The sequence below is a fragment of the Bacillus sp. PS217 genome (assembly GCF_037963535.1).
GTDB classification, from domain to species: Bacteria; Bacillota; Bacilli; order Bacillales; family Bacillaceae; genus Bacillus; species Bacillus subtilis.
This window is the reverse complement of the sequence record NZ_CP150157.1, coordinates 3,700,110-3,720,274: the sequence shown is the minus strand read 5'-3', so window position 1 is coordinate 3,720,274 and position 20,165 is coordinate 3,700,110. Positions and strand designations below refer to the sequence as shown.

At 43.8% G+C, this 20,165-nt stretch carries 24 protein-coding genes and 1 pseudogene; 18 read left to right on the top strand and 7 right to left on the bottom strand.

The genetic code is table 11. From position 1 onward, the window contains the following. Positions 1-152: 152 nt before the first annotated feature. Together NSQ83_RS19250 and amtB are read right to left on the bottom strand one after the other, a co-directional pair. Positions 153-503 carry a P-II family nitrogen regulator gene (locus NSQ83_RS19250; RefSeq protein ID WP_003221829.1) on the bottom strand — a complete coding sequence of 117 codons (351 nt, stop codon included), beginning with the start codon at positions 501-503 and terminating at the stop codon, positions 153-155. An 11-nt stretch (positions 504-514) separates the two neighbouring features. Continuing rightward, positions 515-1,729 (bottom strand): ammonium transporter AmtB, encoded by a 1,215-nt coding sequence (gene amtB, locus NSQ83_RS19245; RefSeq protein ID WP_015251031.1) that lies wholly within the window; start codon positions 1,727-1,729, stop codon positions 515-517. A gap of 281 nt (positions 1,730-2,010) precedes the next feature. Between amtB and NSQ83_RS19240 the strand changes: the two genes are divergently transcribed. The 5 genes from NSQ83_RS19240 to NSQ83_RS19220 all read left to right on the top strand — a co-directional run bounded on the left by NSQ83_RS19240 (position 2,011) and on the right by NSQ83_RS19220 (position 7,738). Further along, on the top strand, positions 2,011-2,466 hold the full coding sequence (locus tag NSQ83_RS19240) for a DoxX family protein (protein WP_198878440.1): 456 nt from the start codon (positions 2,011-2,013) through the stop codon (positions 2,464-2,466). A 183-nt stretch (positions 2,467-2,649) separates the two neighbouring features. Beyond that, a complete protein-coding gene (locus tag NSQ83_RS19235; protein ID WP_015251033.1) occupies positions 2,650-3,219 on the top strand; it encodes a hydrolase in 570 nt (189 codons plus the stop codon). Next, positions 3,219-4,577: an MFS transporter gene (locus tag NSQ83_RS19230; protein ID WP_029726045.1), complete on the top strand. Its 1,359-nt coding sequence runs from the start codon at positions 3,219-3,221 to the stop codon at positions 4,575-4,577. Before NSQ83_RS19235 ends, NSQ83_RS19230 begins: the two co-directional genes overlap by 1 nt. A gap of 178 nt (positions 4,578-4,755) precedes the next feature. Further along, positions 4,756-6,228 (top strand): allantoin permease, encoded by a 1,473-nt coding sequence (gene pucI / locus NSQ83_RS19225; RefSeq protein ID WP_198878441.1) that lies wholly within the window; start codon positions 4,756-4,758, stop codon positions 6,226-6,228. A 103-nt stretch (positions 6,229-6,331) separates the two neighbouring features. Then, on the top strand, positions 6,332-7,738 hold the full coding sequence (locus NSQ83_RS19220; protein ID WP_198878442.1) for a right-handed parallel beta-helix repeat-containing protein: 1,407 nt from the start codon (positions 6,332-6,334) through the stop codon (positions 7,736-7,738). 92 nt (positions 7,739-7,830) lie between these two features. On the opposite strand, the gene NSQ83_RS19215 is transcribed toward NSQ83_RS19220, so the two are convergent. Both NSQ83_RS19215 and NSQ83_RS19210 read right to left on the bottom strand, forming a co-directional pair. Continuing rightward, positions 7,831-9,021: an MFS transporter gene (locus tag NSQ83_RS19215; protein ID WP_003227769.1), complete on the bottom strand. Its 1,191-nt coding sequence runs from the start codon at positions 9,019-9,021 to the stop codon at positions 7,831-7,833. Between the two features lie 21 nt (positions 9,022-9,042). Continuing rightward, on the bottom strand, positions 9,043-9,456 hold the full coding sequence (locus NSQ83_RS19210) for a MarR family transcriptional regulator (RefSeq protein WP_003227771.1): 414 nt from the start codon (positions 9,454-9,456) through the stop codon (positions 9,043-9,045). A 224-nt stretch (positions 9,457-9,680) separates the two neighbouring features. Between NSQ83_RS19210 and NSQ83_RS19205 the strand changes: the two genes are divergently transcribed. From NSQ83_RS19205 to flhP, 5 genes are all read left to right on the top strand, one after another. Then, a complete protein-coding gene (locus NSQ83_RS19205; protein WP_010886628.1) occupies positions 9,681-9,791 on the top strand; it encodes a protein usd in 111 nt (36 codons plus the stop codon). A gap of 14 nt (positions 9,792-9,805) precedes the next feature. Continuing rightward, positions 9,806-10,087 (top strand): sporulation transcriptional regulator SpoIIID, encoded by a 282-nt coding sequence (gene spoIIID / locus NSQ83_RS19200; RefSeq protein ID WP_003221804.1) that lies wholly within the window; start codon positions 9,806-9,808, stop codon positions 10,085-10,087. A 165-nt stretch (positions 10,088-10,252) separates the two neighbouring features. Next, positions 10,253-11,254 (top strand): cell shape-determining protein Mbl, encoded by a 1,002-nt coding sequence (mbl, locus tag NSQ83_RS19195; protein WP_003227776.1) that lies wholly within the window; start codon positions 10,253-10,255, stop codon positions 11,252-11,254. A 162-nt stretch (positions 11,255-11,416) separates the two neighbouring features. Then, positions 11,417-12,229 (top strand): flagellar hook-basal body complex protein FlhO, encoded by an 813-nt coding sequence (gene flhO / locus NSQ83_RS19190; protein WP_015251036.1) that lies wholly within the window; start codon positions 11,417-11,419, stop codon positions 12,227-12,229. A 32-nt stretch (positions 12,230-12,261) separates the two neighbouring features. Further along, entirely contained in the window at positions 12,262-13,071 is an 810-nt protein-coding gene (gene flhP / locus NSQ83_RS19185; protein ID WP_048654785.1) for a flagellar hook-basal body complex protein FlhP, read from the top strand. 22 nt (positions 13,072-13,093) lie between these two features. On the opposite strand, the gene rapD is transcribed toward flhP, so the two are convergent. After that, on the bottom strand, positions 13,094-14,158 hold the full coding sequence (gene rapD / locus NSQ83_RS19180; protein ID WP_048654784.1) for an aspartate phosphatase RapD: 1,065 nt from the start codon (positions 14,156-14,158) through the stop codon (positions 13,094-13,096). A gap of 191 nt (positions 14,159-14,349) precedes the next feature. On the opposite strand from rapD, the gene fabZ reads away from it, so the two are divergent. Then, positions 14,350-14,775 (top strand): 3-hydroxyacyl-ACP dehydratase FabZ, encoded by a 426-nt coding sequence (gene fabZ, locus NSQ83_RS19175; RefSeq protein WP_003221796.1) that lies wholly within the window; start codon positions 14,350-14,352, stop codon positions 14,773-14,775. 72 nt (positions 14,776-14,847) lie between these two features. Continuing rightward, positions 14,848-15,243 (top strand): large conductance mechanosensitive channel protein MscL, encoded by a 396-nt coding sequence (mscL, locus tag NSQ83_RS19170; RefSeq protein WP_021445844.1) that lies wholly within the window; start codon positions 14,848-14,850, stop codon positions 15,241-15,243. Between the two features lie 46 nt (positions 15,244-15,289). Here mscL and NSQ83_RS19165 read toward each other — a convergent pair whose 3' ends face one another. Continuing rightward, positions 15,290-16,126, bottom strand: a complete 837-nt coding sequence (locus NSQ83_RS19165) for a histidine kinase (RefSeq protein WP_033884936.1) — start codon at positions 16,124-16,126, stop codon at positions 15,290-15,292. A gap of 102 nt (positions 16,127-16,228) precedes the next feature. Here NSQ83_RS19165 and NSQ83_RS19160 point away from each other — a divergent pair, with 102 nt between their 5' ends. Together NSQ83_RS19160 and NSQ83_RS19155 are read left to right on the top strand one after the other, a co-directional pair. Then, positions 16,229-16,387, top strand: coding sequence for a hypothetical protein (locus tag NSQ83_RS19160; RefSeq protein WP_175407070.1), 159 nt, complete (start codon positions 16,229-16,231; stop codon positions 16,385-16,387). Continuing rightward, a pseudogene (locus tag NSQ83_RS19155) lies at positions 16,374-16,766 on the top strand (class A sortase); the annotation flags it as partial. The gene NSQ83_RS19160 and the pseudogene NSQ83_RS19155, both read left to right, overlap by 14 nt. Before the next feature lie 139 nt (positions 16,767-16,905). Here NSQ83_RS19155 and NSQ83_RS19150 read toward each other — a convergent pair. Next, positions 16,906-17,316, bottom strand: coding sequence for a YwpF-like family protein (locus NSQ83_RS19150; protein WP_003227794.1), 411 nt, complete (start codon positions 17,314-17,316; stop codon positions 16,906-16,908). A gap of 174 nt (positions 17,317-17,490) precedes the next feature. On the opposite strand from NSQ83_RS19150, the gene ywpG reads away from it, so the two are divergent. The 4 genes from ywpG to ywpJ all read left to right on the top strand — a co-directional run bounded on the left by ywpG (position 17,491) and on the right by ywpJ (position 20,155). Beyond that, positions 17,491-17,874, top strand: coding sequence for a DynA interaction protein YwpG (ywpG, locus tag NSQ83_RS19145; RefSeq protein ID WP_014478204.1), 384 nt, complete (start codon positions 17,491-17,493; stop codon positions 17,872-17,874). Positions 17,875-17,950: 76 nt separating this feature from the next. Beyond that, positions 17,951-18,292 (top strand): single-stranded DNA-binding protein SsbB, encoded by a 342-nt coding sequence (gene ssbB, locus NSQ83_RS19140; protein WP_198878443.1) that lies wholly within the window; start codon positions 17,951-17,953, stop codon positions 18,290-18,292. A 223-nt stretch (positions 18,293-18,515) separates the two neighbouring features. After that, complete coding sequence (glcR, locus tag NSQ83_RS19135) at positions 18,516-19,292, top strand: transcriptional regulator GlcR (RefSeq protein WP_003244075.1); 777 nt, start codon at positions 18,516-18,518, stop codon at positions 19,290-19,292. 5 nt (positions 19,293-19,297) lie between these two features. After that, positions 19,298-20,155: a phosphatase YwpJ gene (gene ywpJ, locus NSQ83_RS19130; RefSeq protein ID WP_128747262.1), complete on the top strand. Its 858-nt coding sequence runs from the start codon at positions 19,298-19,300 to the stop codon at positions 20,153-20,155. Positions 20,156-20,165 lie beyond the last annotated feature (10 nt).

The window sequence follows — 20,165 nt, the reverse complement described above, 5'->3', positions numbered from 1 at the left end:
TAGACTAATCTTACTCATGAAAAGTTTCAAATAAAAATAGAGATTGTCTGAAATAACGGCGCTTGAAGAGAATTCGAAGAGGAATCGCGGTTTCTGGGGGGGATTCTGTGCACAAAAAAAGAGATCCGGAGTGTCCGAATCTCGTACCGATATTAAAGTGCTTCAGGTCCTTCTTCGCCTGTGCGGATGTTGATCGTATTGCTGATTTCATAGACAAATATTTTACCGTCACCCGGTGATCCCGTTTTCAGCACCCTTTTAGCGGTCTCAGTCACTTGATCAACAGGAACCTTGCTGACCACAATTTCTATTTTTAAACGCTCGTATACATTGCTTTCTATTTTTACCCCTCGATAGAGCTCCGTATGTGCTTTTTGAAGGCCGCAGCCGTGTACATTGGAGAAAGTCAGAGAGGTCACTCCGATTTTTCCGAGTTCCTGCTTCAGCTTTTCAAAATTTGCCGGACGCGTTACAATTTCTACCTTGAACATTTGACCGCTCATAGCGTCACTCCTCACATAGAATCTTGATATGCTTTTTCCCCGTGCATCGTTAAGTCAAGCCCAAGTGACTCTTCTTCTTCAGTTGCGCGAAGGGGAAGGAAGAGGCTTACAAATTTAATAATAACGAAAGTGACAATAAATACAAAAACATAAGTGGCGGCGATGGCGACGATTTGTTTCCAGATTAAGCTTGCATCACCGTAAAATAACCCATCTGCGCCCGCTGAGTTAACAGAGGTTGTTGCGAATAATCCTGTTGCGATTCCGCCCCATGTGCCGCCGATCCCGTGCAGGCCAAAGGCGTCAAGCGCGTCGTCGTATCCGAATTTCTTTTTAAGCGAGAATACGCCCCAGAAACAAACTGCCCCGCCGATGATGCCGATAATAATAGAAGCGAACGGTGTGACAAATCCGGCAGCCGGCGTAATGGCGACAAGCCCGGCAATTGCACCAGATACCGCTCCGAGCATTGTCGGTTTTTTGTTAATGATCCATTCTACTAAGATCCAGCCGGCGATCCCGGCTGCAGCCGCGGTGTTTGTGTTGATGAAGGCGTACATGGCCACACCATCTAAGGTCAATGCGCTGCCGACGTTAAAGCCGAACCAGCCGAACCAAATCAAAGCTCCTCCTAAGAAGGTGTAAATGAGGTTATGCGGAGAAGACGCTGTACCGTCTTTCCGTTTGCCGAGCACAATGGCAAGAACAAGTCCTGCCACCCCGGAGGAAATATGAACAACATTGCCGCCAGCGAAATCGAGCGCTCCAAGCTGGCCGATCCAGCCGCCGCCCCATACCCAGTGCGCTACGGGTGTGTAAACCAAAGAGGCCCATAAAACCGAGAATAAAAGAAAAGCGCCGAATCGCATCCGCTCTGCAAAAGCCCCGGAAATAATCGCTGTAGTCAGAACGGCGAACGTCATTTGGAACATCATAAATAACGAGTGGGGGATGGTATCGCTGTAATCTCCTGGATCAAATCCGACCCCTTTGAGGCCTGCCCACTCCAGCCCGCCGATGATTGAATTGCCTGGTGCGAAGGCAAGTGTATATCCGAACAGCACCCAAACGATGGAAACGATGGCAATGGAAGAGAAACTGTGCATGGCAGTGCTCAGCACATTTTTGCTCTTTACCATTCCTCCATAAAATAACGCTAATCCCGGGGTCATCAGCCACACGAGTAAAGCGCAAAAGAACATAAAAACTGTATCGCCCATTTGCATGTCTCATTCCTCCGTATCTTTCAGAATAAAAAGCAATTATTATATTTCTTCATTATAGAGAAAAAAGAATGATAAAACATTTTCATGTAAGATTTCCTGACATGGTTTTTAAGAAATGTTATCGAGGGACGGAAAGAAAGGAGAACGGCATTTTTTACAATATAAGACTTTATATCTATAAAAGAAGCTATTCATATGGGCGGAAAAGGGAATTGACATTAATTAGAATACTCTATACTGTATTAAGTGTACTACATCAAATAATACACTGAGGGGGATGTATGATGAATAAAGGCGGCAGGCTGAGGAGAGCATTACGCAAGTCGATTCCTGCGACGTTCCGATTGTTTTTAGCCTTTAATTTTTTCGTGTACGGTCTGGCGAAAGTGGTGATTGGCCAGTTTGGCGAGGTGACGCCTGAAATCGAGGCGGCTGCCGGGAAGGGGTTTACGATCGCGTGGACATTTTTCGGTTATTCTCATGTCTATGAACTGTTTATAGGTTTTGGTGAAATCCTGGCAGCTGTTTTATTACTGATTCCGCGAACGGCTGCATTAGGGGCGGTTATTTTTATGCCCATTATTGTGAACATCGTCTTGATTAACTATTGTTTTGATATTGGCGTGCAGGATCTTAGCACGATATTAATGGTTATGTGTCTTTGGATGGACCGCCGCAAATTCATGGGCATTTTTAGGCAGGAACCGATAGACAGCAGGCAGGTGATGAAGCGATGACGCCCCTTATGATTACTGTGCTTGCCGGTTTGTTCGTATGCACAACCTGTTACTACTACATAAAAGAAAAATCATGAGAAAACGCTCCTTCTGAGAATTTCACAAGCATCATAAAAGAACTTAGGCAGTGTGAAGAGTAAAATATGCAATGTGAGAAACACTAACAGTATCAGGAGGAGACGTATGATGAATACACTCAACATTGATTTTCAAAAAACAGCATTGGTTATCATTGATTTACAAAAGGGAATTGTGCCGATTGATCAAAGCGGCCAGGTTGTCCCGAACGCGAAAAAGCTCGTAGATGAATTTCGGAAACATAACGGGTTCATCAGCTTTGTAAATGTAGCCTTTCATGATGGAGCGGACGCCCTGAAGCCGCAAACGGATGAGCCTGCGCAGGGAGGTTCAGGGAAAATGCCTGCGGACTGGGCCGAATTTGTTCCGGAAATCGGTGTGCAGGATGGCGATTATACTGTGACAAAACGGCAATGGGGTGCTTTTTTTGGCACAGATTTAGACTTGCAGCTCAGACGCCGCGGCATTGATACGATTGTATTGTGCGGCATCGCAACGAATATCGGGGTGGAAAGCACAGCACGGGAGGCATTTCAGCTTGGCTATCAGCAGATTTTTATTACAGATGCCATGTCCACATTTAGCGATGAAGAGCATGAAGCCACACTGCGCTTTATTTTCCCGAGAATCGGTAAATCGCGGACAACGGAAGAGTTTCTGGAACAAGTGAAATGATGTTATCGAAAAAAAGCCGGGCTGTTTTTTTAACAGCGGTGGCTTCGGGAACAATGCTGAATCCGCTGAACTCGTCTATGATCTCTCTTGCGCTCCATAGCATCCAGCATGAGTTTCACCTCTCGTTTACAACGGTTTCCTGGCTGATTTCCTCGTTTTACTTGGCGAGTGCCGTGGCACAGCCCGTAACGGGGAAGCTCGGTGATTTGATTGGGCGGAAACGCTTGTTTTTATTCGGGCTTATTCTTGTTGCGGTTTCTGCCATCGGGGCGCCGTTTGCGCCGACGTTTATGACATTATTGGTCATGCGGCTGTTTCAATCGGTGGGGAGCAGTGCGATTTATCCGTCAGGTGTCGGCTTGATTCGGAATCATATTCATGAACGCCAAGCTTCAGCCTTGGCTGTACTCTCTATTTTTGCGTCAGCCATGACGGCGCTGGGGCCTACAGTCGGCGGGTTTTTGATTGTATGGGGAGGCTGGCCGGCGATCTTTATCGTTAATTTGCCGTTTATTATCCTCAGCTTCTTATTGGGCCTGTATATGTTCCCGAAAGATCAGAAAAAAGGGGCAGGAATCAAAACCATTATTCAGCAGCTCGACATTCTTGGAATTGTTTTATTTGCCGGGGGAATCATTTTCCTTCTATCCTTTTTGCTGTCGTTCAGCACGTCGCCGCATGCGGTTGAAGGTGTGCTTGGCTTGCTTCTGCTCTGTGCGTTTGTCTGGCGCGAACTGAAAACGGATAAGCCGTTTATTGATGTCCGTCTGTTTAAAACACAGCGAAACCTGTCAGCCGTGTATGTTCAGTTTATTTTATTGAATGTTTTCTTCTATTGTTTATTTTTTGGTTTGCCAAGTTACTTTCAGGATGAAATGCATCTTTCTGTTCAAACGAGCGGCCTGTTTATGCTGTTTATGTCTGGAATGAGCATCGTTGTGTCACCTCTAACCGGCAAATGGATCGACCGATCTGGTGTCGTCAAGCCGATCTTTGCGGGAGCACTTTTGATGACGGCTGGAGCCGTGCTCTTAACCATCTTTTTTATCAATGTCCAGACCATCGGTAAAGGGCTCATTCTGTCGCTCTTGGGTATAGGCTACGGACTGGGCAATGTCGCGCTTCAGGCAGCGATGCTAAAAACGAGTCCTTCCAACATGGTAGGAACGACTTCAGGCCTGTTTCAAACCTGCCGTTACCTAGGATCGATTTTGTCTTCGGTGATCCTTGGCATTCTTTTTGGTAAAGAAATCACGGCAGCCCATTTTGATATGATGGGAATCATTATGATCATAGCGGGCGGAGCAAGCCTGTTAATGGCTGTGAGGTTTGCTGCATTAATGAAAACTGCATCTTGAGAAAGAGACGGGCTCTGAGGTCTGTCTCTTTTTCTTGTTTAAGCTGTTCAAATACAAACGGGAAAATTGTATATCATAGCCAGTGTTATTGTCTGACTCTTCAGTTATATTAAGTGACATCTGATGTCAAAAAACATAACGTGATGACATATAGACAATATGGAAAGGGGAGCCGGCTATGAAATTAAAAGAGAGTCAGCAGCAATCCAACAGGCTGAGCAATGAAGATCTGGTGCCTTTGGGACAGGAAAAACGGACGTGGAAAGCAATGAACTTTGCCTCCATTTGGATGGGATGTATACATAACATACCGACCTACGCGACGGTGGGAGGATTAATTGCGATCGGCCTTTCGCCTTGGCAGGTGCTGGCGATCATTATTACGGCATCACTTATCCTATTTGGCGCTCTTGCCTTAAACGGCCATGCGGGGACAAAATACGGGCTGCCGTTTCCCGTGATCATTCGGGCTTCTTACGGGATATACGGCGCAAATATCCCCGCGCTTCTAAGGGCGTTTACAGCTATCATGTGGCTTGGCATCCAGACCTTTGCGGGTAGCACGGCACTGAACATTTTGCTTTTGAATATGTGGCCGGGCTGGGGAGAAATTGGTGGCGAGTGGAACATTCTCGGCATTCACTTGTCTGGTTTGCTTTCCTTTGTATTCTTTTGGGCCATTCATTTACTCGTATTGCATCACGGCATGGAGTCGATTAAACGTTTTGAGGTGTGGGCAGGGCCTTTAGTGTATCTGGTATTTGGCGGCATGGTATGGTGGGCCGTTGATATTGCCGGAGGATTGGGCCCGATATACTCTCAACCAGGAAAGTTTCATACGTTTTCAGAAACATTCTGGCCGTTTGCTGCCGGAGTTACTGGCATCATCGGCATCTGGGCGACATTGATCTTAAATATACCTGATTTTACACGCTTTGCTGAAACACAAAAAGAGCAAATCAAAGGACAATTTTACGGTTTACCGGGAACGTTTGCGCTGTTCGCATTCGCAAGTATTACGGTGACCTCCGGCTCGCAGGTCGCGTTCGGAGAGCCGATTTGGGATGTTGTCGATATTTTGGCGCGATTTGATAACCCTTATGTCATCGTCTTGTCCGTGATCACGCTCTGCATCGCCACGATCTCTGTAAATGTCGCGGCGAACATCGTATCGCCCGCTTATGATATAGCGAATGCCCTGCCGAAATATATCAATTTCAAACGTGGCAGCTTTATCACAGCGTTGCTCGCTTTATTTACGGTTCCGTGGAAGCTGATGGAGAGCGCGACAAGCGTGTATGCGTTTCTTGGCTTAATAGGCGGCATGCTTGGACCGGTGGCAGGCGTGATGATGGCCGACTATTTTATCATTCGCAAATGTGAGCTCTCGGTAGATGACCTGTATTCCGAAACAGGACGGTATGTGTATTGGAAGGGCTACAATTACCGTGCGTTTGCAGCCACAATGTTAGGAGCGCTGATTTCGCTGATTGGCATGTATGTTCCTGCATTGAAAAGCTTATACGATATTTCTTGGTTTGTAGGTGTGCTGATCTCCTTTCTTTTCTACATTGTTCTGATGCGTGTTCACCCGCCTGCATCATTGGCAATTGAAACGGTTGAACATGCGCAGGTCAGCCAGGCTGAATAAGATCTATTTAGACGGTATATTTTCATATTTTTGAATGGTTTTCCATAAATAGAACATTTATAATTGTTTTAAAATCTATTCTAAAACGAAATGGGAATCGAAAATGAGAAAATGGTATTTTATTCTTTTGGCGGGTGTTTTAACGTCTGTCATCCTCGCTTTCGTTTATGATAAGACAAAAGCGAATGAGGAAGGATCTGGGGATTATCTGTATGTTTCGCCAAATGGCAGTGATCAAAATGAAGGAACAAAAGAAAAGCCGTTTCGTACATTGGCACACGCATCTGAGAAGGCTGCTGCCGGCACAACTGTCATGATTCGGGAGGGCACGTATCATGAAATCCTTGATGTAAAGCACAGCGGTACGGACGGAAAGCCTATCACATTCCGAAACTATGAAAATGAAAACGTCGTGATTAGCGGTGAATCCGTTGCGAACGCTGAATATGAAACACCGCTTATTCGTATTCACGATAAACATGATATTGCCATCAGCGGTTTAACAATTCAAGATCTTTCTGTTTCATCTGAGGAAGCAACTGCTATAGGGATTTATGTATCAGGGTCCAGCGGTCATATCGCCATTAAGGATAATCACATCCGGGGGATTAAGACAACTGCGGATGAAGGAAATGCTCACGGAATCGCAGTTTATGGGACTGGCAGCATGAAAGACATCCGAATCGAGGACAATACAGTTGAGAAACTGACGCTTGGAGCGAGTGAAGCAGTTGTGCTGAACGGTAATATCGACGGCTTCACAGTTGCAGGCAATGTGGTCCGCAACAATAATAACATCGGGATTGATCTAATTGGTTATGAGGGAACCGCGGATAAAAACGATTACGTGCGAAACGGAGTCGTAGAAAACAATACAGTTTATCAAAACTCGACTTACGGCAATCCTGCTTATGGAGATGAATACTCAGCGGGCGGGATTTATGTCGATGGAGGACACAAGATCGAAATTAAGAACAACACAGTTTACGATAACGATATTGGGATTGAAGCAACGTCTGAACACAAAGGAAAGTATGCAAATGCCATTCAGATCACTGACAACAAAGTGTACAACAATGCGTACACCGGTATTTCAATCGGAGGATATGACAAAAAGCGGGGCGGCACCAGCAATTCTCTGATTGCCCGCAATATTCTGTACCGGAATGACACAAAGGGACTGTACGGCGGACAGTTGCTGCTGCAGTACGATACGAAAAACAACACAATTGAAAAGAATATATTGACGGCCGGTGATTCCAGATTATTTATCGGAAACGATTTTACAGAAAATGAAGGAAATACGGTCAATCATAACGTGTACCACAAGGAAGCGGATCAAGACGGCATATGGATGTGGAAAAAGAAAGAATATGATTCATTTTCTTCGTATCGAAAAGCAACAAAAAACGATCAGCAATCCATTTATGCCGATCCGATGTTTCGTGATGAAGCGTCCTATGATTTTTCGTTAGATCCTGATTCACCTGCGCGGCCTGTCATTGAATAATTGCTATAAGCGGCGTTCTCTCGTTCAACCGAGAGGGACGCCGTTTTTTATATGCAAAAAAGACTGCCGGGATTTCCCGGCAGTCTGACAAGTTATTCTGCAATAGACACTTTTCCTTCAGCCTCAGCAGGTTTTTTCTGGCTCCACGTGTAGAGAAGCAGGGCAATTAAAACGAACAGCCCCGCTGTTAAATAAATGGCAGAGAAGCCGGCAGATGCTACAAACAATCCGAATACATAAGATCCTACAGCAATTCCGCTGTCAAAGAAGGTAAAGAACGTTGCCGTTGCAAAACCGGAGCGGTGAGCCGGAGATTTCTGAATCGCCAATGTTTGCATGCAAGGAACGATTGATCCGTAGCCAAGACCGATAACCGCCCCTGAAAGCAGAAGCATTAAGCCGCTATGTGTGAAGGACAGCATGCAGAGTCCAACAGAGAAAATCAGGATTGATGGGTAAATGACAATGCCCGGTCCGACTTTGTCGAACAATTTCCCTGTGAACGGGCGTGCAATCATCATTGTCACCGCAAAGCAAACAAAGAAATATCCGCTGATATCCGAAAGGTCAACTGATTTGGCGAATACAGACAGATATGATGTGACTGTTGAATAACAGAAAGAAATAAACAAACCGACCGTCGCAATTTTGAGTGCGCCCTTTTCAAACATATCCGAGAACGCAAAACGGAATACAGTCGTACCGCTGTCTTTACTTTGCGGCACTTTTATCAAGAACGAAACAAGTAAGCCCGCAACCATAAACAGCGCAAAGGCTGTAAAGAATACAGGAAAGCTTACCACTCTCATCAAATTCAGACCAAGGAAAGGCCCGATCGCCATAGCGAGGTTCATAGACATGGCAAAGTATCCAAGCCCTTCACCGCGCCGTTTGGCTGGAATAATATCAGCGGCAATTGCACCTGTAACAGTCGTTAAAATGCTGAACCAAATCCCTTGGAAGAACCGCAATCCGAGCAGCAGGGAAAAGTTATGAATCGGCATATACAGAAAAGATGATAGGGCGAAGAGCGCCATTGATACAATCGCCATTCTTTTCTTCCCGAAACGCTCAACGATGGCTCCGGAGAAAGGCCGTGTAATGATCGCAGACAGAAGGAACAGGCTGATTAAAAGCCCGCCTTGTGATTCTGTGCCGCCAAGCTCTTGCAGCGTATAGATCGGCAATACAGTTAAAAATGTATAAAAGAACACAAACACAAATAAATTGACAAGCAGGACCATAATAAAATCCTTGGTCCATATCGCATCCGCTTTTTTCAAATGTATGTCACTTCCTTATTTTCATTGTTGTAAAAACATGCGGAATAAATGAGAAAAAGCTTCTTTATCTTCATCCCGGAAATCTGCAAGCAGCTCTTCCTCGAATTTCAGCATTTTCACATTGATTTCTTCGTATTTTTTCTCGGCTTCTTTTGTGAGGACAACAAGTTTTTCCCGTTTGTCTTCACCTTGCCGTCTCTGAACCCAGCCGTTCTCCTCCAGGCGTTTGATCGTCCGAGTCACAGTCGGCGCTTCCACATTTAAATAGGACCAAATCTCTTTTTGAGTCATTGGTCCGATCGTACGCAAACAATATAAAACTGACCATTGAGATGAATAAAGGCCGAATGGCTCTAGCTGTTCATTGGCTTTCTTGGCAATCAGGCGGGCGCTTTGGTTGATTTGATGAATGAGGTGTCTGTTGACGTAGGACATGTCGGTCTCCTTCTAAAAAACTTACCTAAGTAACTAATTGCTTATTTCATTTTACAGGAGCGATCAATAGTTGTAAAGATGAAAATTTAGTGACGCGAAATAGTTTGCTGAATCTGAAAAAGTTTGTTTCACCCCTTGTCCTTATTGAGTTTTTAGCATATTCCCAAAAGAATGCTAATACACTGTTACAAACCTAACAAAGAGAGTGTTTGAGGTGAGGGATCGTGGGCATATTTCACAAACTTACTTTTAAAACCATACAACGAAGAAGCGGCATAATGAACGACTCTTTACAGAATACGGATCTCATTTCACACTTCTCACATCCATTTTAGGGAGGTCGAGTGGTGTGCACGATTACATCAAAGAGCGAACAATCAAGATAGGGAAGTACATCGTGGAGACAAAGAAAACCGTTCGTGTCATTGCGAAGGAATTTGGTGTTTCCAAAAGTACAGTACACAAGGATTTAACAGAGCGTCTGCCTGAAATTAACCCCGACTTGGCAAACGAAGTGAAAGAAATACTCGATTATCATAAATCCATCAGGCATTTAAGAGGAGGAGAAGCGACAAAGCTCAAATATAAAAAAGATGAAATTCTCGAAGGAGAGCCTGTTCAGCAATCGTAATCACCTGGCATTGCCTTCTTGAAATCGTTCATAAAACATCCGCAAAAATTTGTAAAGAACTTATTGTGCTTCCAACTTTTTTTCTATATTTTATGATAATATATATAATTAGGGCACAATGTGGATATTTACTGTGAAACAGATTTTCAAGGAGGATATAAATAGATGTTTGCAAGGGATATTGGTATTGACCTCGGTACTGCAAATGTACTGATCCATGTTAAAGGTAAAGGAATTGTTCTGAATGAACCTTCCGTTGTTGCACTTGATAAAAACAGCGGCAAAGTGCTGGCGGTTGGAGAAGAGGCAAGACGAATGGTTGGACGTACACCTGGGAATATTGTTGCGATTCGCCCGCTGAAAGACGGAGTTATTGCTGACTTTGAAGTAACAGAAGCAATGCTGAAACATTTTATTAACAAGCTGAATGTAAAAGGCCTGTTCTCAAAGCCGCGCATGCTCATTTGCTGCCCGACGAATATTACATCCGTTGAGCAAAAAGCAATTAAAGAAGCTGCAGAAAAAAGCGGCGGGAAACATGTGTACCTTGAAGAAGAACCTAAAGTTGCCGCTATCGGCGCGGGTATGGAAATATTCCAGCCAAGCGGTAACATGGTTGTAGACATCGGAGGCGGGACGACGGATATCGCGGTTATTTCAATGGGCGATATTGTCACCTCCTCTTCTATTAAAATGGCTGGGGACAAGTTTGACATGGAAATCTTAAATTATATCAAACGCGAGTACAAGCTGCTGATCGGCGAACGTACTGCGGAGGATATTAAGATTAAAGTCGCAACTGTTTTCCCAGACGCACGTCACGAGGAAATTTCCATTCGCGGACGGGACATGGTTTCCGGTCTTCCAAGAACAATTACAGTAAACAGTAAAGAAGTTGAAGAAGCCCTTCGTGAATCTGTCGCTGTTATTGTTCAGGCTGCGAAACAAGTGCTCGAAAGAACACCGCCTGAACTTTCTGCTGATATTATTGACCGCGGCGTTATTATTACCGGCGGAGGCGCGCTCTTAAACGGCCTTGACCAGCTGCTTGCTGAAGAGCTGAAGGTACCGGTCCTCGTTGCTGAAAATCCTATGGATTGCGTAGCCATCGGCACAGGTGTCATGCTTGATAATATGGACAAGCTTCCTAAACGCAAACTAAGCTGATTTCACAAACCTCATTCTGAAAAAGAATGAGGTTTTTTTATGAAAAAGCCTTCACGAAAAGATGTTAAATGACGATAATAGGATAAAATACTGAGTTTTTATTATAGAACGAACGTTCCTATATGACAACTGGAAAAAATGCCATTTTTAGAGGTGGGAAATTTGTTAAAAGGATTATATACAGCAACATCCGCAATGATTGCCCAGCAGCGAAGAACGGAAATGCTTTCAAATAATATTGCTAACGCAAATACATCAGGATATAAAGCTGATCAAGGCTCTATGCGCGCGTTCCCTGAGATGCTGCTCAGCAGAATAGAATCAAAATCTCCGGCCGGGACATCAAGGACGGAAATCGGTTCCGTGAATACCGGAGTATATATGCAGGAGCTCAAGCCTCTCTTTACACAGGGAAGCCTGAAGTCCACAGACCAGCCTACAGACATTGCATTGATCGAAAATCAAGTTCCGATGAATGCGGAAACCAATGAAAAAGCTGCTCTTTTTTATCCGGTTCAAACAGCGGATGGAATCCGTTATTCAAAAAGCAGCACATTTTCACTAAATGAGAACAACCAGCTGACGATCAACGGACGCCCTATTTTATCGACGGATCGCCAGCCAATCACTGTTGATAATGAGAATTTTACTGTGTCTGAAAACGGTACTGTGACAACGAACGGACGCACAGCCGGCCAGATTGATGTCAGAATGGCGGAAGATGTCCGCAATCTCAAACGGGACGGAAATGATTTGTACAGCACGGCGGACGGTAATGATCTGCCAAGCGCAGCCGGAAATAATCAGGTATCCTATTCATTAAAACAAGGCGTCTCAGAGCTTTCAAACGTGGATGTGACAAGCGCCTATACAGAAATGACTGAAGCGTACAGATCGTTTGAGGCGAATCAGAAGGTTATTCAGGCTTACGATAAAAGTATGGATAAAGCAGCAAATGAAATTGGAAAAATTTAAGATAACGGAAGAAAAAACGGGGGACATCAACTATGCTCAGGTCAATGCTAACGGCATCAACAACCTTAAACCAGCTGCAGCAGCAGATTGACACAATCAGCAGCAACCTTTCAAACAGCAACACAACCGGCTATAAGGCAAAAGATACGAATTTTTCTGAGCTTGTCAGACAGCAATTCGATCAGGTTGATGAAAAAAACGAGGAAGTGGCAAAAGCCCGAAAAACGCCGCCCGGCTTGCGCCATGGCGTCGGAGCGATGATGAATTCACGCCTGGTCTCTGATCAAGGAAGCATTCAGAAGACCGATCGCGATCTGGATATCGCATTTACGTCTCCATACCAGTATCTTCAGGTAAATGTAAATGGAAACCGCCAGTATACGAGGGACGGGGCGCTGTATGTAACGCCGTCCGCTGCGAATGCCAACCAGCTGCAGCTCGTCACTGGAAATGGGTATCCCGTACTTGATGAGAACGGCAATACAGTGAACATCGACAGCTCAATGAAGAATATCACCATCAATAAGAACGGCACCTTAACCGCATCTGACGGAAACGCGGTTCAGCGGTTTAATCTTGGCGTTGTCCAAGTGAATAACCCTCAAGAGCTGAAATCCGAAGGGAATAACCTTTTCTCTATTGATAATGCGGCAGCTTTTGAAGAGCTAAACGGCGCTAATAGACAAAACATCGGCATGCAGCAGGGCTCACTTGAGATGTCCAATGTCGATATTTCAGAACAAATGACAGATTTGATCACGTCCCAGCGTTCATATCAGCTGAACAGCAGAACGATCACAATGGGAGATCAAATGCTCGGTTTAATCAATTCAGTCAGATAATAAGAAAATGGGCGTTTTTCAATCAGCCGCGCATGATAAAAAAAGCGGCTTTTTCGAAATCGTCCTTTTTTTTGTAGTATTCCGTAATATCCTCTAACAGCACTTCTAAATCCACCCACGCCTCGATTTTTTCTAATTCAAGCACATATTCGAGCAGCTGCTCATAAGGGTCTTCGGCTGATGTGTAGAGGGCTTCAAGCGTTTTTAATTTTAAATAAATGGTTTGAATGTCTACCTTTTCAGATAATTCTTTTCCTTTTTGAAGGACGGCTTTAGCTTCTGTGATGTTCCCTGTTTTAAAAAGCGCTCTGACAGACTCGTACACACAATGAAGATATGAGACTGGTGAATTCATTTCAAATTCTTGATTCTTTAATACTTTTCTAAAGTAAAGAAGCGCTTCCTGGTCTTTTTTCTCGGTCGCTTTTAAAAAGCCAAGGTTATAATAAGCGTGGCATAGCAGGTTTTCGTCATGTAGTTGCTGGGTTTTCTTAATGATTTCTTTGAAAAGCTGTTCAGCTTTTTCATAGCGTTCTTGATCAATATAATTCACGGCGAGCAAAAGTTTACAGGTGATTACCTTTTTGATATAGCCGAATTGGTGCAAATAGATGTGTAATGCTTTTTTGACGTATTGGATGGAAAGCGGCGGTGATTTCATCAAGTAATAGGCGCCGGCGGTTTGATAATATAAATCAGCGGCTTCAAACGTATTGTGAATGGCGGCCAGGTACTGTTCAGCTTTTTTAAAATGATGTACTGCATGTTTCGGAGCTGTTTTTACCATCTCATATAACCCAGAGAAAAAATACAGATAATATTTCAATTCATCATCCATTTTGTCTTCCAGGCCATATAGGTCATCGAACAATGAATCGAGTCCGTTCTGGTTTTCAAAAAGCAGCTGATGGCGGGCCTGAAACAATTGATAACGCATCCAAAGTTTTGTGTTCTTTTTGATCTTCGGAAGGTGCTGGTCAATTTTCTCTTTCAGTGTGCAAACGTGATTCATTTTGCGTTTGCTCATTGCGGAATACCACTCGTCTAACATGTTTAGCATTCTTTTTTCAATAAACTTCGAAATCATTTTCCTACCTCTTTGCTATTGGTAAAATCTATAATTATCATATCATAACTTTTGACGGCTCTCATTGACAGTTGGTTACATTTTAGCGCGGTTGAAAAAGAGATTAATTCATAATATACTTTTCAAATGTACAGATTGGATCTTTGATGATTGCTATACATACTAATGCAGATGAAGGAGATGTCAAGACAATGCTTGATACTCAGCAAATTAAAGAAATTATTCCTCACCGTTATCCGTTTTTGCTTGTGGATCGGATTACGGAAGTTGAAGAGGGCAAACGGGCAAAAGGCTATAAAAATGTAACCGCTAATGAAGAGTTCTTTAACGGACATTTTCCTCAGTACCCAGTTATGCCCGGCGTATTAATCGTAGAAGCACTCGCTCAAGTCGGAGCTGTTGCGATGTTGATTAAAGAAGAAAACCGCGGCAGACTGGCTTTTTTTGCAGGCATTGATAACTGCCGCTTTAAAAAACAAGTCAAGCCTGGTGACCAGCTTCACCTTGAGGTTGAAATCATTCGTGCCCGCGGTACAATCGGGCGCGGAAAAGGCGTTGCCACAGTTGATGGCGAAGTCGTTTGCGAAGTAGAACTGACTTTTGCCCTCGGAGAATAATTGAAAAAAGGCAGATGGCCAGCGGCACATTTGTCTTTTTTTCTTTACAAATATAGAAAAGCAGGTGATTGTATGTGGAATGAATTTAAAGCCTTTGCCATGCGGGGGAATATCGTAGACCTTGCGATTGGTGTTGTGATAGGCGGCGCTTTCGGAAAGATCGTCACATCTCTAGTAAATGATATCATTATGCCTTTGGTCGGTTTGCTGCTGGGAGGGCTTGACTTTTCAGGCCTGTCGTTTACGTTTGGCGATGCTGTAGTGAAGTATGGCAGCTTTATACAGACGATTGTGAACTTCTTAATTATATCGTTCTCCATTTTTATCGTCATTCGGACTTTGAATGGGTTAAGGCGCAAAAAAGAAGCAGCAGAAGAAGAGGCTGCGGAGGAAGCTGTGGATGCGCAGGAGGAGCTGCTGAAAGAAATCAGAGACCTGCTGAAGCAGCAAGCAAAGTCGCCGGAATAAAAAAGATGCCGTTAGAAACGGCGTCTTTTTTTATCTCAATTTTCGTTTAGGTTTGTTCTATGTCCTTCAGTCCCGCGGGGCTTTCCGTTGTTTCAGCGAGATGAATGAGCATTGAGACAGAGGTGCCTGCATCCGGAGTGCTGGTAATCATCAACTCGCTCCCGCAAAAATGTTTCAGCCGCTGATTGATATTTTTCAATCCGACGCTGCGATCAAAATCCGTTGATAAGAGATCTATTTGTTTTTCCGGAGTTATCCCGGGACCGTTATCCTCTACTTTGATGTGATACTCATTTTTGCTTTGTTTTTTAGCTGTCAGTTTGATCCATCCTCCGCCTCTTTTCTTGCTGACACCATGAAGAACGGCATTTTCCACCAAGGGCTGAATCATTAAAGGCGGAAGGATAAAGTCAATGTCTTCATCTATATCGAAAAGAACCTCAAGCCGATTACCGAATCGCGTCTTTTCTATAGAAAGATAGGAATTGATAATCGAAAGCTCATGTCTGAAGGAACTGATGGCTGATGTATTTTGAAAGTCAAAACTCATTCTTAAATAGTTAGTAAATTCCTCTGTTACCTCCCGGGCCTTTTCAATATCCAAATGAGTGAGAGAAATAATCGTGTTTAATACATTATAAAGAAAATGAGGCTTGATTTGCGATTGGAGAAATGCCATTTCCATTCTAGTGGCTTGATTTGCTGTATGTTTCATCATGATCAGGTTTTGAATACGCGCCATAAATTCAGAGTAATGATAAGGTTTTTGCAAAATGTCATTCGCTCCGGCATGAAAAGCCTTGTATTTGTCATGGCCGATAATGGCAGCTGTAATGATCAGAACCGGAAGATCCACCATGCTGAATCGTTCGCGAATTTTCATACAGACTTCGAAACCAGTCATATCCGGCATCATAAAGTCACAGCTTCAGGCCTTGCACCGGGACAATACGCTTTTGGTGAAACGAAAGCGCCAGCCGGTTAGGTGCTGAACACTGAGAAAATAGAGTTTGAGATTTCTGATTCCTCTGAAGGAAAGCCTGAAGCTACAGATGCCGGGATCGCCATTAAAGCATTCCAATCAAGTGGAGAACGTCGAAAGCACGTGATTCACTTCACAATCAAGGCGGCGGATAACAATTAAAAGTGTCGATCTGGAGCTTCCGATCGTAAAAGGCACAACCAATGAAAATCTTTTGATAGGGGCGGCAACAATGCGCCCGGATCAAAAAATGGGTGAGGGAAATTATCCGTTGGCGGGCCATCATTTGAAGCAAAAGAATCTTCTGTTCGGACCTCTGGAAAACATAAAAACAGGTGCCCAAATTGTCATCACGGATTTTAAAAAGGATTATATCTATTCTGTAACATCTAAAGACATCATATCGGAAATGGGTGCAGATGTAATTGAGGAGACGAACAAAAAAGAGATTACGTTAATCACATGTGACAAGGCGGTCAAAACTGAAGGGCGCCTTGTTGTGAAAGGGGAATTGGTTGATTCTTTTGGCCATACAAATTAAATATGCAAGAGTGAAAGCACGAAAAGAAAAGCTGCCGTTCAAAACGGCAGCTTTTTTCATGCAGAACATATCTATTCAAAATGTCTATTGTGATGTTCTTCGGTTCTGTGTCTGTTTTGGGGAACATGCCCCCTCATATTTATAATTTTTGCTTAAATGCCTCAATGAGTTTTGTTCCTGTATAGCCCTCTTTTACAAGGGACTCGAGAATGGTTTCAGTGCCCTGCTGTTTTCTTGTGACCATTTGTCCGTAGAGTAAAACCTGGATGCTTTCTTCCAGCTTGACGATATTTTTCACTGCTGCTGTCAGCTGGGCGGGGCGATTGCTTTTTTTCGTGATCGTTACAAATACTTTGGCTTCAGATTGGCTGTTTTGAAGCTGTTCAAAAAAAGACAGATGTTCTTTCTGTACAAGCGCCTCAATCAGCCAGTGATTTTCACCGTCTTCTTTATTTATAATCAGTCCGTCAATAAGGGGAAACTGTTCAATTGATTGTTCTTCCTTGTCCACTCGTTCCACATTCAGGTCAACCAGTTTAAAGGTTTTCATTTCTTCTCACCCCGATTACTTCCAAAGTTTTCTTGCCTTCCATTATAACATAAACGTTTTCGAGGAAAAAATCCTGCAATGCTGGGGCTAAAGAATTTTGTATGAGCGAAACATTTAATAATTTCTATTTTTTCATTATACTGTAACTGACTATGGATTACGGAGAGATGTGGTATGAATCAATTTCGTTTAAAAGAAATTTATATTGACGGCGCTCCTTCTGAAAGCCATTTGATTCAAAAGGAAGTAACATATATGTTAAGCCGTAAAGAAGTGTTTGAGGTTCATCTGAACAAAAAAGGAAGAATAAGTTTTTTATACGAAACACAAGATGGCATGGAGCAGTATAAAATCAAGCTGTCAATGCCGGAAAAAAAATTGAGCTTTCAGTGGTTTGCGTGGGATGGCTCTTCCTATGTGCGCATGAATACGCAAAACTGGCTGACAAAGCAAATCTTTTTCCGTTTTTTAAAAAGTACATATTTCTTCAAAGGAAAAAAGCAAAAGATGTTTTTAGCTGAAGGAAAAATGAAAACGAAAGATAAAAACAGAGGCTGAAAGCCATTTTTAAGCGTTTTTCTTTTCTTGTTGCATCATTTACAATACATACAACCGCAAGGAGAGGAGGAATCGCATGTTCAATCAGGTCATGCTTGTCGGACGTCTTACAAAAGATCCTGATCTTCGCTACACTTCCGCCGGTGCGGCAGTTGCACATGTTACGCTCGCGGTGAACCGCAGCTTCAAGAATGCTTCAGGTGAAATCGAAGCTGATTACGTCAATTGCACACTTTGGAGAAAAACAGCTGAAAACACGGCGTTGTATTGCCAAAAAGGTTCTCTCGTCGGCGTAAGCGGACGGATTCAGACAAGAAGCTATGAAAACACGGAAGGCGTTAACGTGTATGTAACAGAAGTGTTGGCTGACACTGTTCGTTTTATGGACCCTAAACCCCGGGAAAAAGCTGCTGATTGACACCCCTGCTCCTCCCGTTATCTATCCATTCACTATTATCCGGATCTTCGCATCATCCCCTCAAAATTGACCAGTCGACCAGACTGGTTCTTTCTTTTTGCCTACTTAGGAAAAATTGGTTCTCTCGACGCATTTTTACTTAAAACCACTTATTAATGTTGAATAAAATCAAATAAAAACTTATAATTACTTATAAATGATTGCTGAGAAAAGGAATGAGGGCGTGTACCAAGAAGAAAGATTAGTAGCGATTTTGGATTTTTTAAAACAGCATAACCGAATTACAACGGAGCAGATCTGTACGCTCCTGCAAGTGTCAAGGGATACAGCGCGACGAGATCTTGTGAAACTTGAGGAACAGAATGCCATCATCCGCACAAGAGGCGGCGCCATTTTGCCGACTGTGCATCAGAAAATTCAAAGCTATTCCGGCCGCCTGAAAACAGTGTCTGAGGAAAAAAATAAGATCGGCAGGCTTGCAGCATCGCTTATTCATGATGGAGACCGGGTGATTTTAGACGCCTCTACAACTGTTCAGGCATGTGCAAAGCATTTGAATGCGGTTGATTGTACGGTAATCACCAATTCGATTAATCTTGCGGATGTGCTGTCCGATAAAGAGGGAATTGAAATTTATCTGCTGGGAGGCAAGCTGGAAAAGGAGCACCGCTTTCTGTACGGGTCCTCTGTGATTGAAAAGCTCTCAAGCTACCATGTTGATAAAGCGCTGATTGGTGTGGTCGGCATTTCCGAACATGGCATTACAATTGCGCATGAAGAGGATGGCATGGTGAAGCGGAAAATGATACAGCAGGCAAAGCAGGTCATCGCGCTTGCAGATCATTCGAAGCTGGGCAGCACCAGTTTTTATCAGTATGCGGAGCTGAATGAAATCGACCTTTTGATTACAGACAGGCTTCCGAATCAGGCATTTTGTGACTTGCTTGACCGAAACGGCGTTGAGCTTCTCGTGACAGAGCAGGATGAAGGAAAGGACTGACAAACGTGAAATTAATTGCGATTGATTTAGATGGAACCTTACTCAACAGCAAGCATCAGGTAAGCTTGGAAAATGAAAACGCACTGCGGCAGGCGCAGCTGGACGGCATTGAAGTGGTGGTGTCAACTGGGCGCGCTCATTTTGACGTCATGTCAATCTTTGAACCGCTGGGGATCAAAACATGGGTCATCAGTGCAAACGGCGCCGTCATTCACGATCCCGACGGCAGGCTTTATCATCACGAAACGATTGATAAGAAACGGGCGTATGACATTCTCTCATGGCTTGAGTCGGAAAACTATTATTATGAGGTATTCACAGGTTCAGCGATTTATACGCCGCAAAACGGCAGAGAACTTCTTGATGTTGAGCTGGACAGATTCAGAAGCGCAAACCCGGAAACAGATCTTTCTGTCCTTAAGCAGGCGGCCGAGGTGCAATACAGCCAATCGGGCTTTGCTTACATTAACTCTTTTCAAGAGCTGTTTGAAGCCGATCAGCCAATCGATTTTTACAATATTCTCGGCTTTTCTTTCTTCAAAGAAAAGCTTGAGGCAGGCTGGAAAAGATATGAGCATGCCGAAGATTTGACGCTTGTCAGTTCGGCTGAGCACAACTTTGAGCTTTCTTCCCGCAAAGCTTCCAAGGGGCAGGCGCTGAAGAGGCTTGCAAAACAGCTGAATATTCCGCTCGAGGAAACCGCTGCTGTAGGTGACAGTTTAAATGACAAATCGATGCTGGAGGCTGCGGGAAAAGGTGTAGCGATGGGCAATGCCCGGGAAGACATCAAATCGATAGCCGATGCTGTCACCTTAACCAATGACGAACATGGTGTCGCACATATGATGAAACATTTGCTGTAGGTATATGTGC

What these genes read in the sequence shown, in the direction of transcription:
- NSQ83_RS19250 (WP_003221829.1), bottom strand. Translation starts at nt 503, where the DNA reads ATGAGCGGTCAAATGTTCAAGGTAGAAATTGTAACGCGTCCGGCAAAT.
- amtB (WP_015251031.1), bottom strand. Translation starts at nt 1,729, where the DNA reads ATGCAAATGGGCGATACAGTTTTTATGTTCTTTTGCGCTTTACTCGTG.
- NSQ83_RS19240 (WP_198878440.1), top strand. Translation starts at nt 2,011, where the DNA reads ATGATGAATAAAGGCGGCAGGCTGAGGAGAGCATTACGCAAGTCGATT.
- NSQ83_RS19235 (WP_015251033.1), top strand. Translation starts at nt 2,650, where the DNA reads ATGATGAATACACTCAACATTGATTTTCAAAAAACAGCATTGGTTATC.
- NSQ83_RS19230 (WP_029726045.1), top strand. Translation starts at nt 3,219, where the DNA reads ATGTTATCGAAAAAAAGCCGGGCTGTTTTTTTAACAGCGGTGGCTTCG.
- pucI (WP_198878441.1), top strand. Translation starts at nt 4,756, where the DNA reads ATGAAATTAAAAGAGAGTCAGCAGCAATCCAACAGGCTGAGCAATGAA.
- NSQ83_RS19220 (WP_198878442.1), top strand. Translation starts at nt 6,332, where the DNA reads ATGAGAAAATGGTATTTTATTCTTTTGGCGGGTGTTTTAACGTCTGTC.
- NSQ83_RS19210 (WP_003227771.1), bottom strand. Translation starts at nt 9,456, where the DNA reads ATGTCCTACGTCAACAGACACCTCATTCATCAAATCAACCAAAGCGCC.
- mbl (WP_003227776.1), top strand. Translation starts at nt 10,253, where the DNA reads ATGTTTGCAAGGGATATTGGTATTGACCTCGGTACTGCAAATGTACTG.
- flhP (WP_048654785.1), top strand. Translation starts at nt 12,262, where the DNA reads ATGCTCAGGTCAATGCTAACGGCATCAACAACCTTAAACCAGCTGCAG.
- rapD (WP_048654784.1), bottom strand. Translation starts at nt 14,158, where the DNA reads ATGATTTCGAAGTTTATTGAAAAAAGAATGCTAAACATGTTAGACGAG.
- fabZ (WP_003221796.1), top strand. Translation starts at nt 14,350, where the DNA reads ATGCTTGATACTCAGCAAATTAAAGAAATTATTCCTCACCGTTATCCG.
- mscL (WP_021445844.1), top strand. Translation starts at nt 14,848, where the DNA reads ATGTGGAATGAATTTAAAGCCTTTGCCATGCGGGGGAATATCGTAGAC.
- NSQ83_RS19165 (WP_033884936.1), bottom strand. Translation starts at nt 16,126, where the DNA reads ATGAAAATTCGCGAACGATTCAGCATGGTGGATCTTCCGGTTCTGATC.
- NSQ83_RS19150 (WP_003227794.1), bottom strand. Translation starts at nt 17,316, where the DNA reads ATGAAAACCTTTAAACTGGTTGACCTGAATGTGGAACGAGTGGACAAG.
- ywpG (WP_014478204.1), top strand. Translation starts at nt 17,491, where the DNA reads ATGAATCAATTTCGTTTAAAAGAAATTTATATTGACGGCGCTCCTTCT.
- ssbB (WP_198878443.1), top strand. Translation starts at nt 17,951, where the DNA reads ATGTTCAATCAGGTCATGCTTGTCGGACGTCTTACAAAAGATCCTGAT.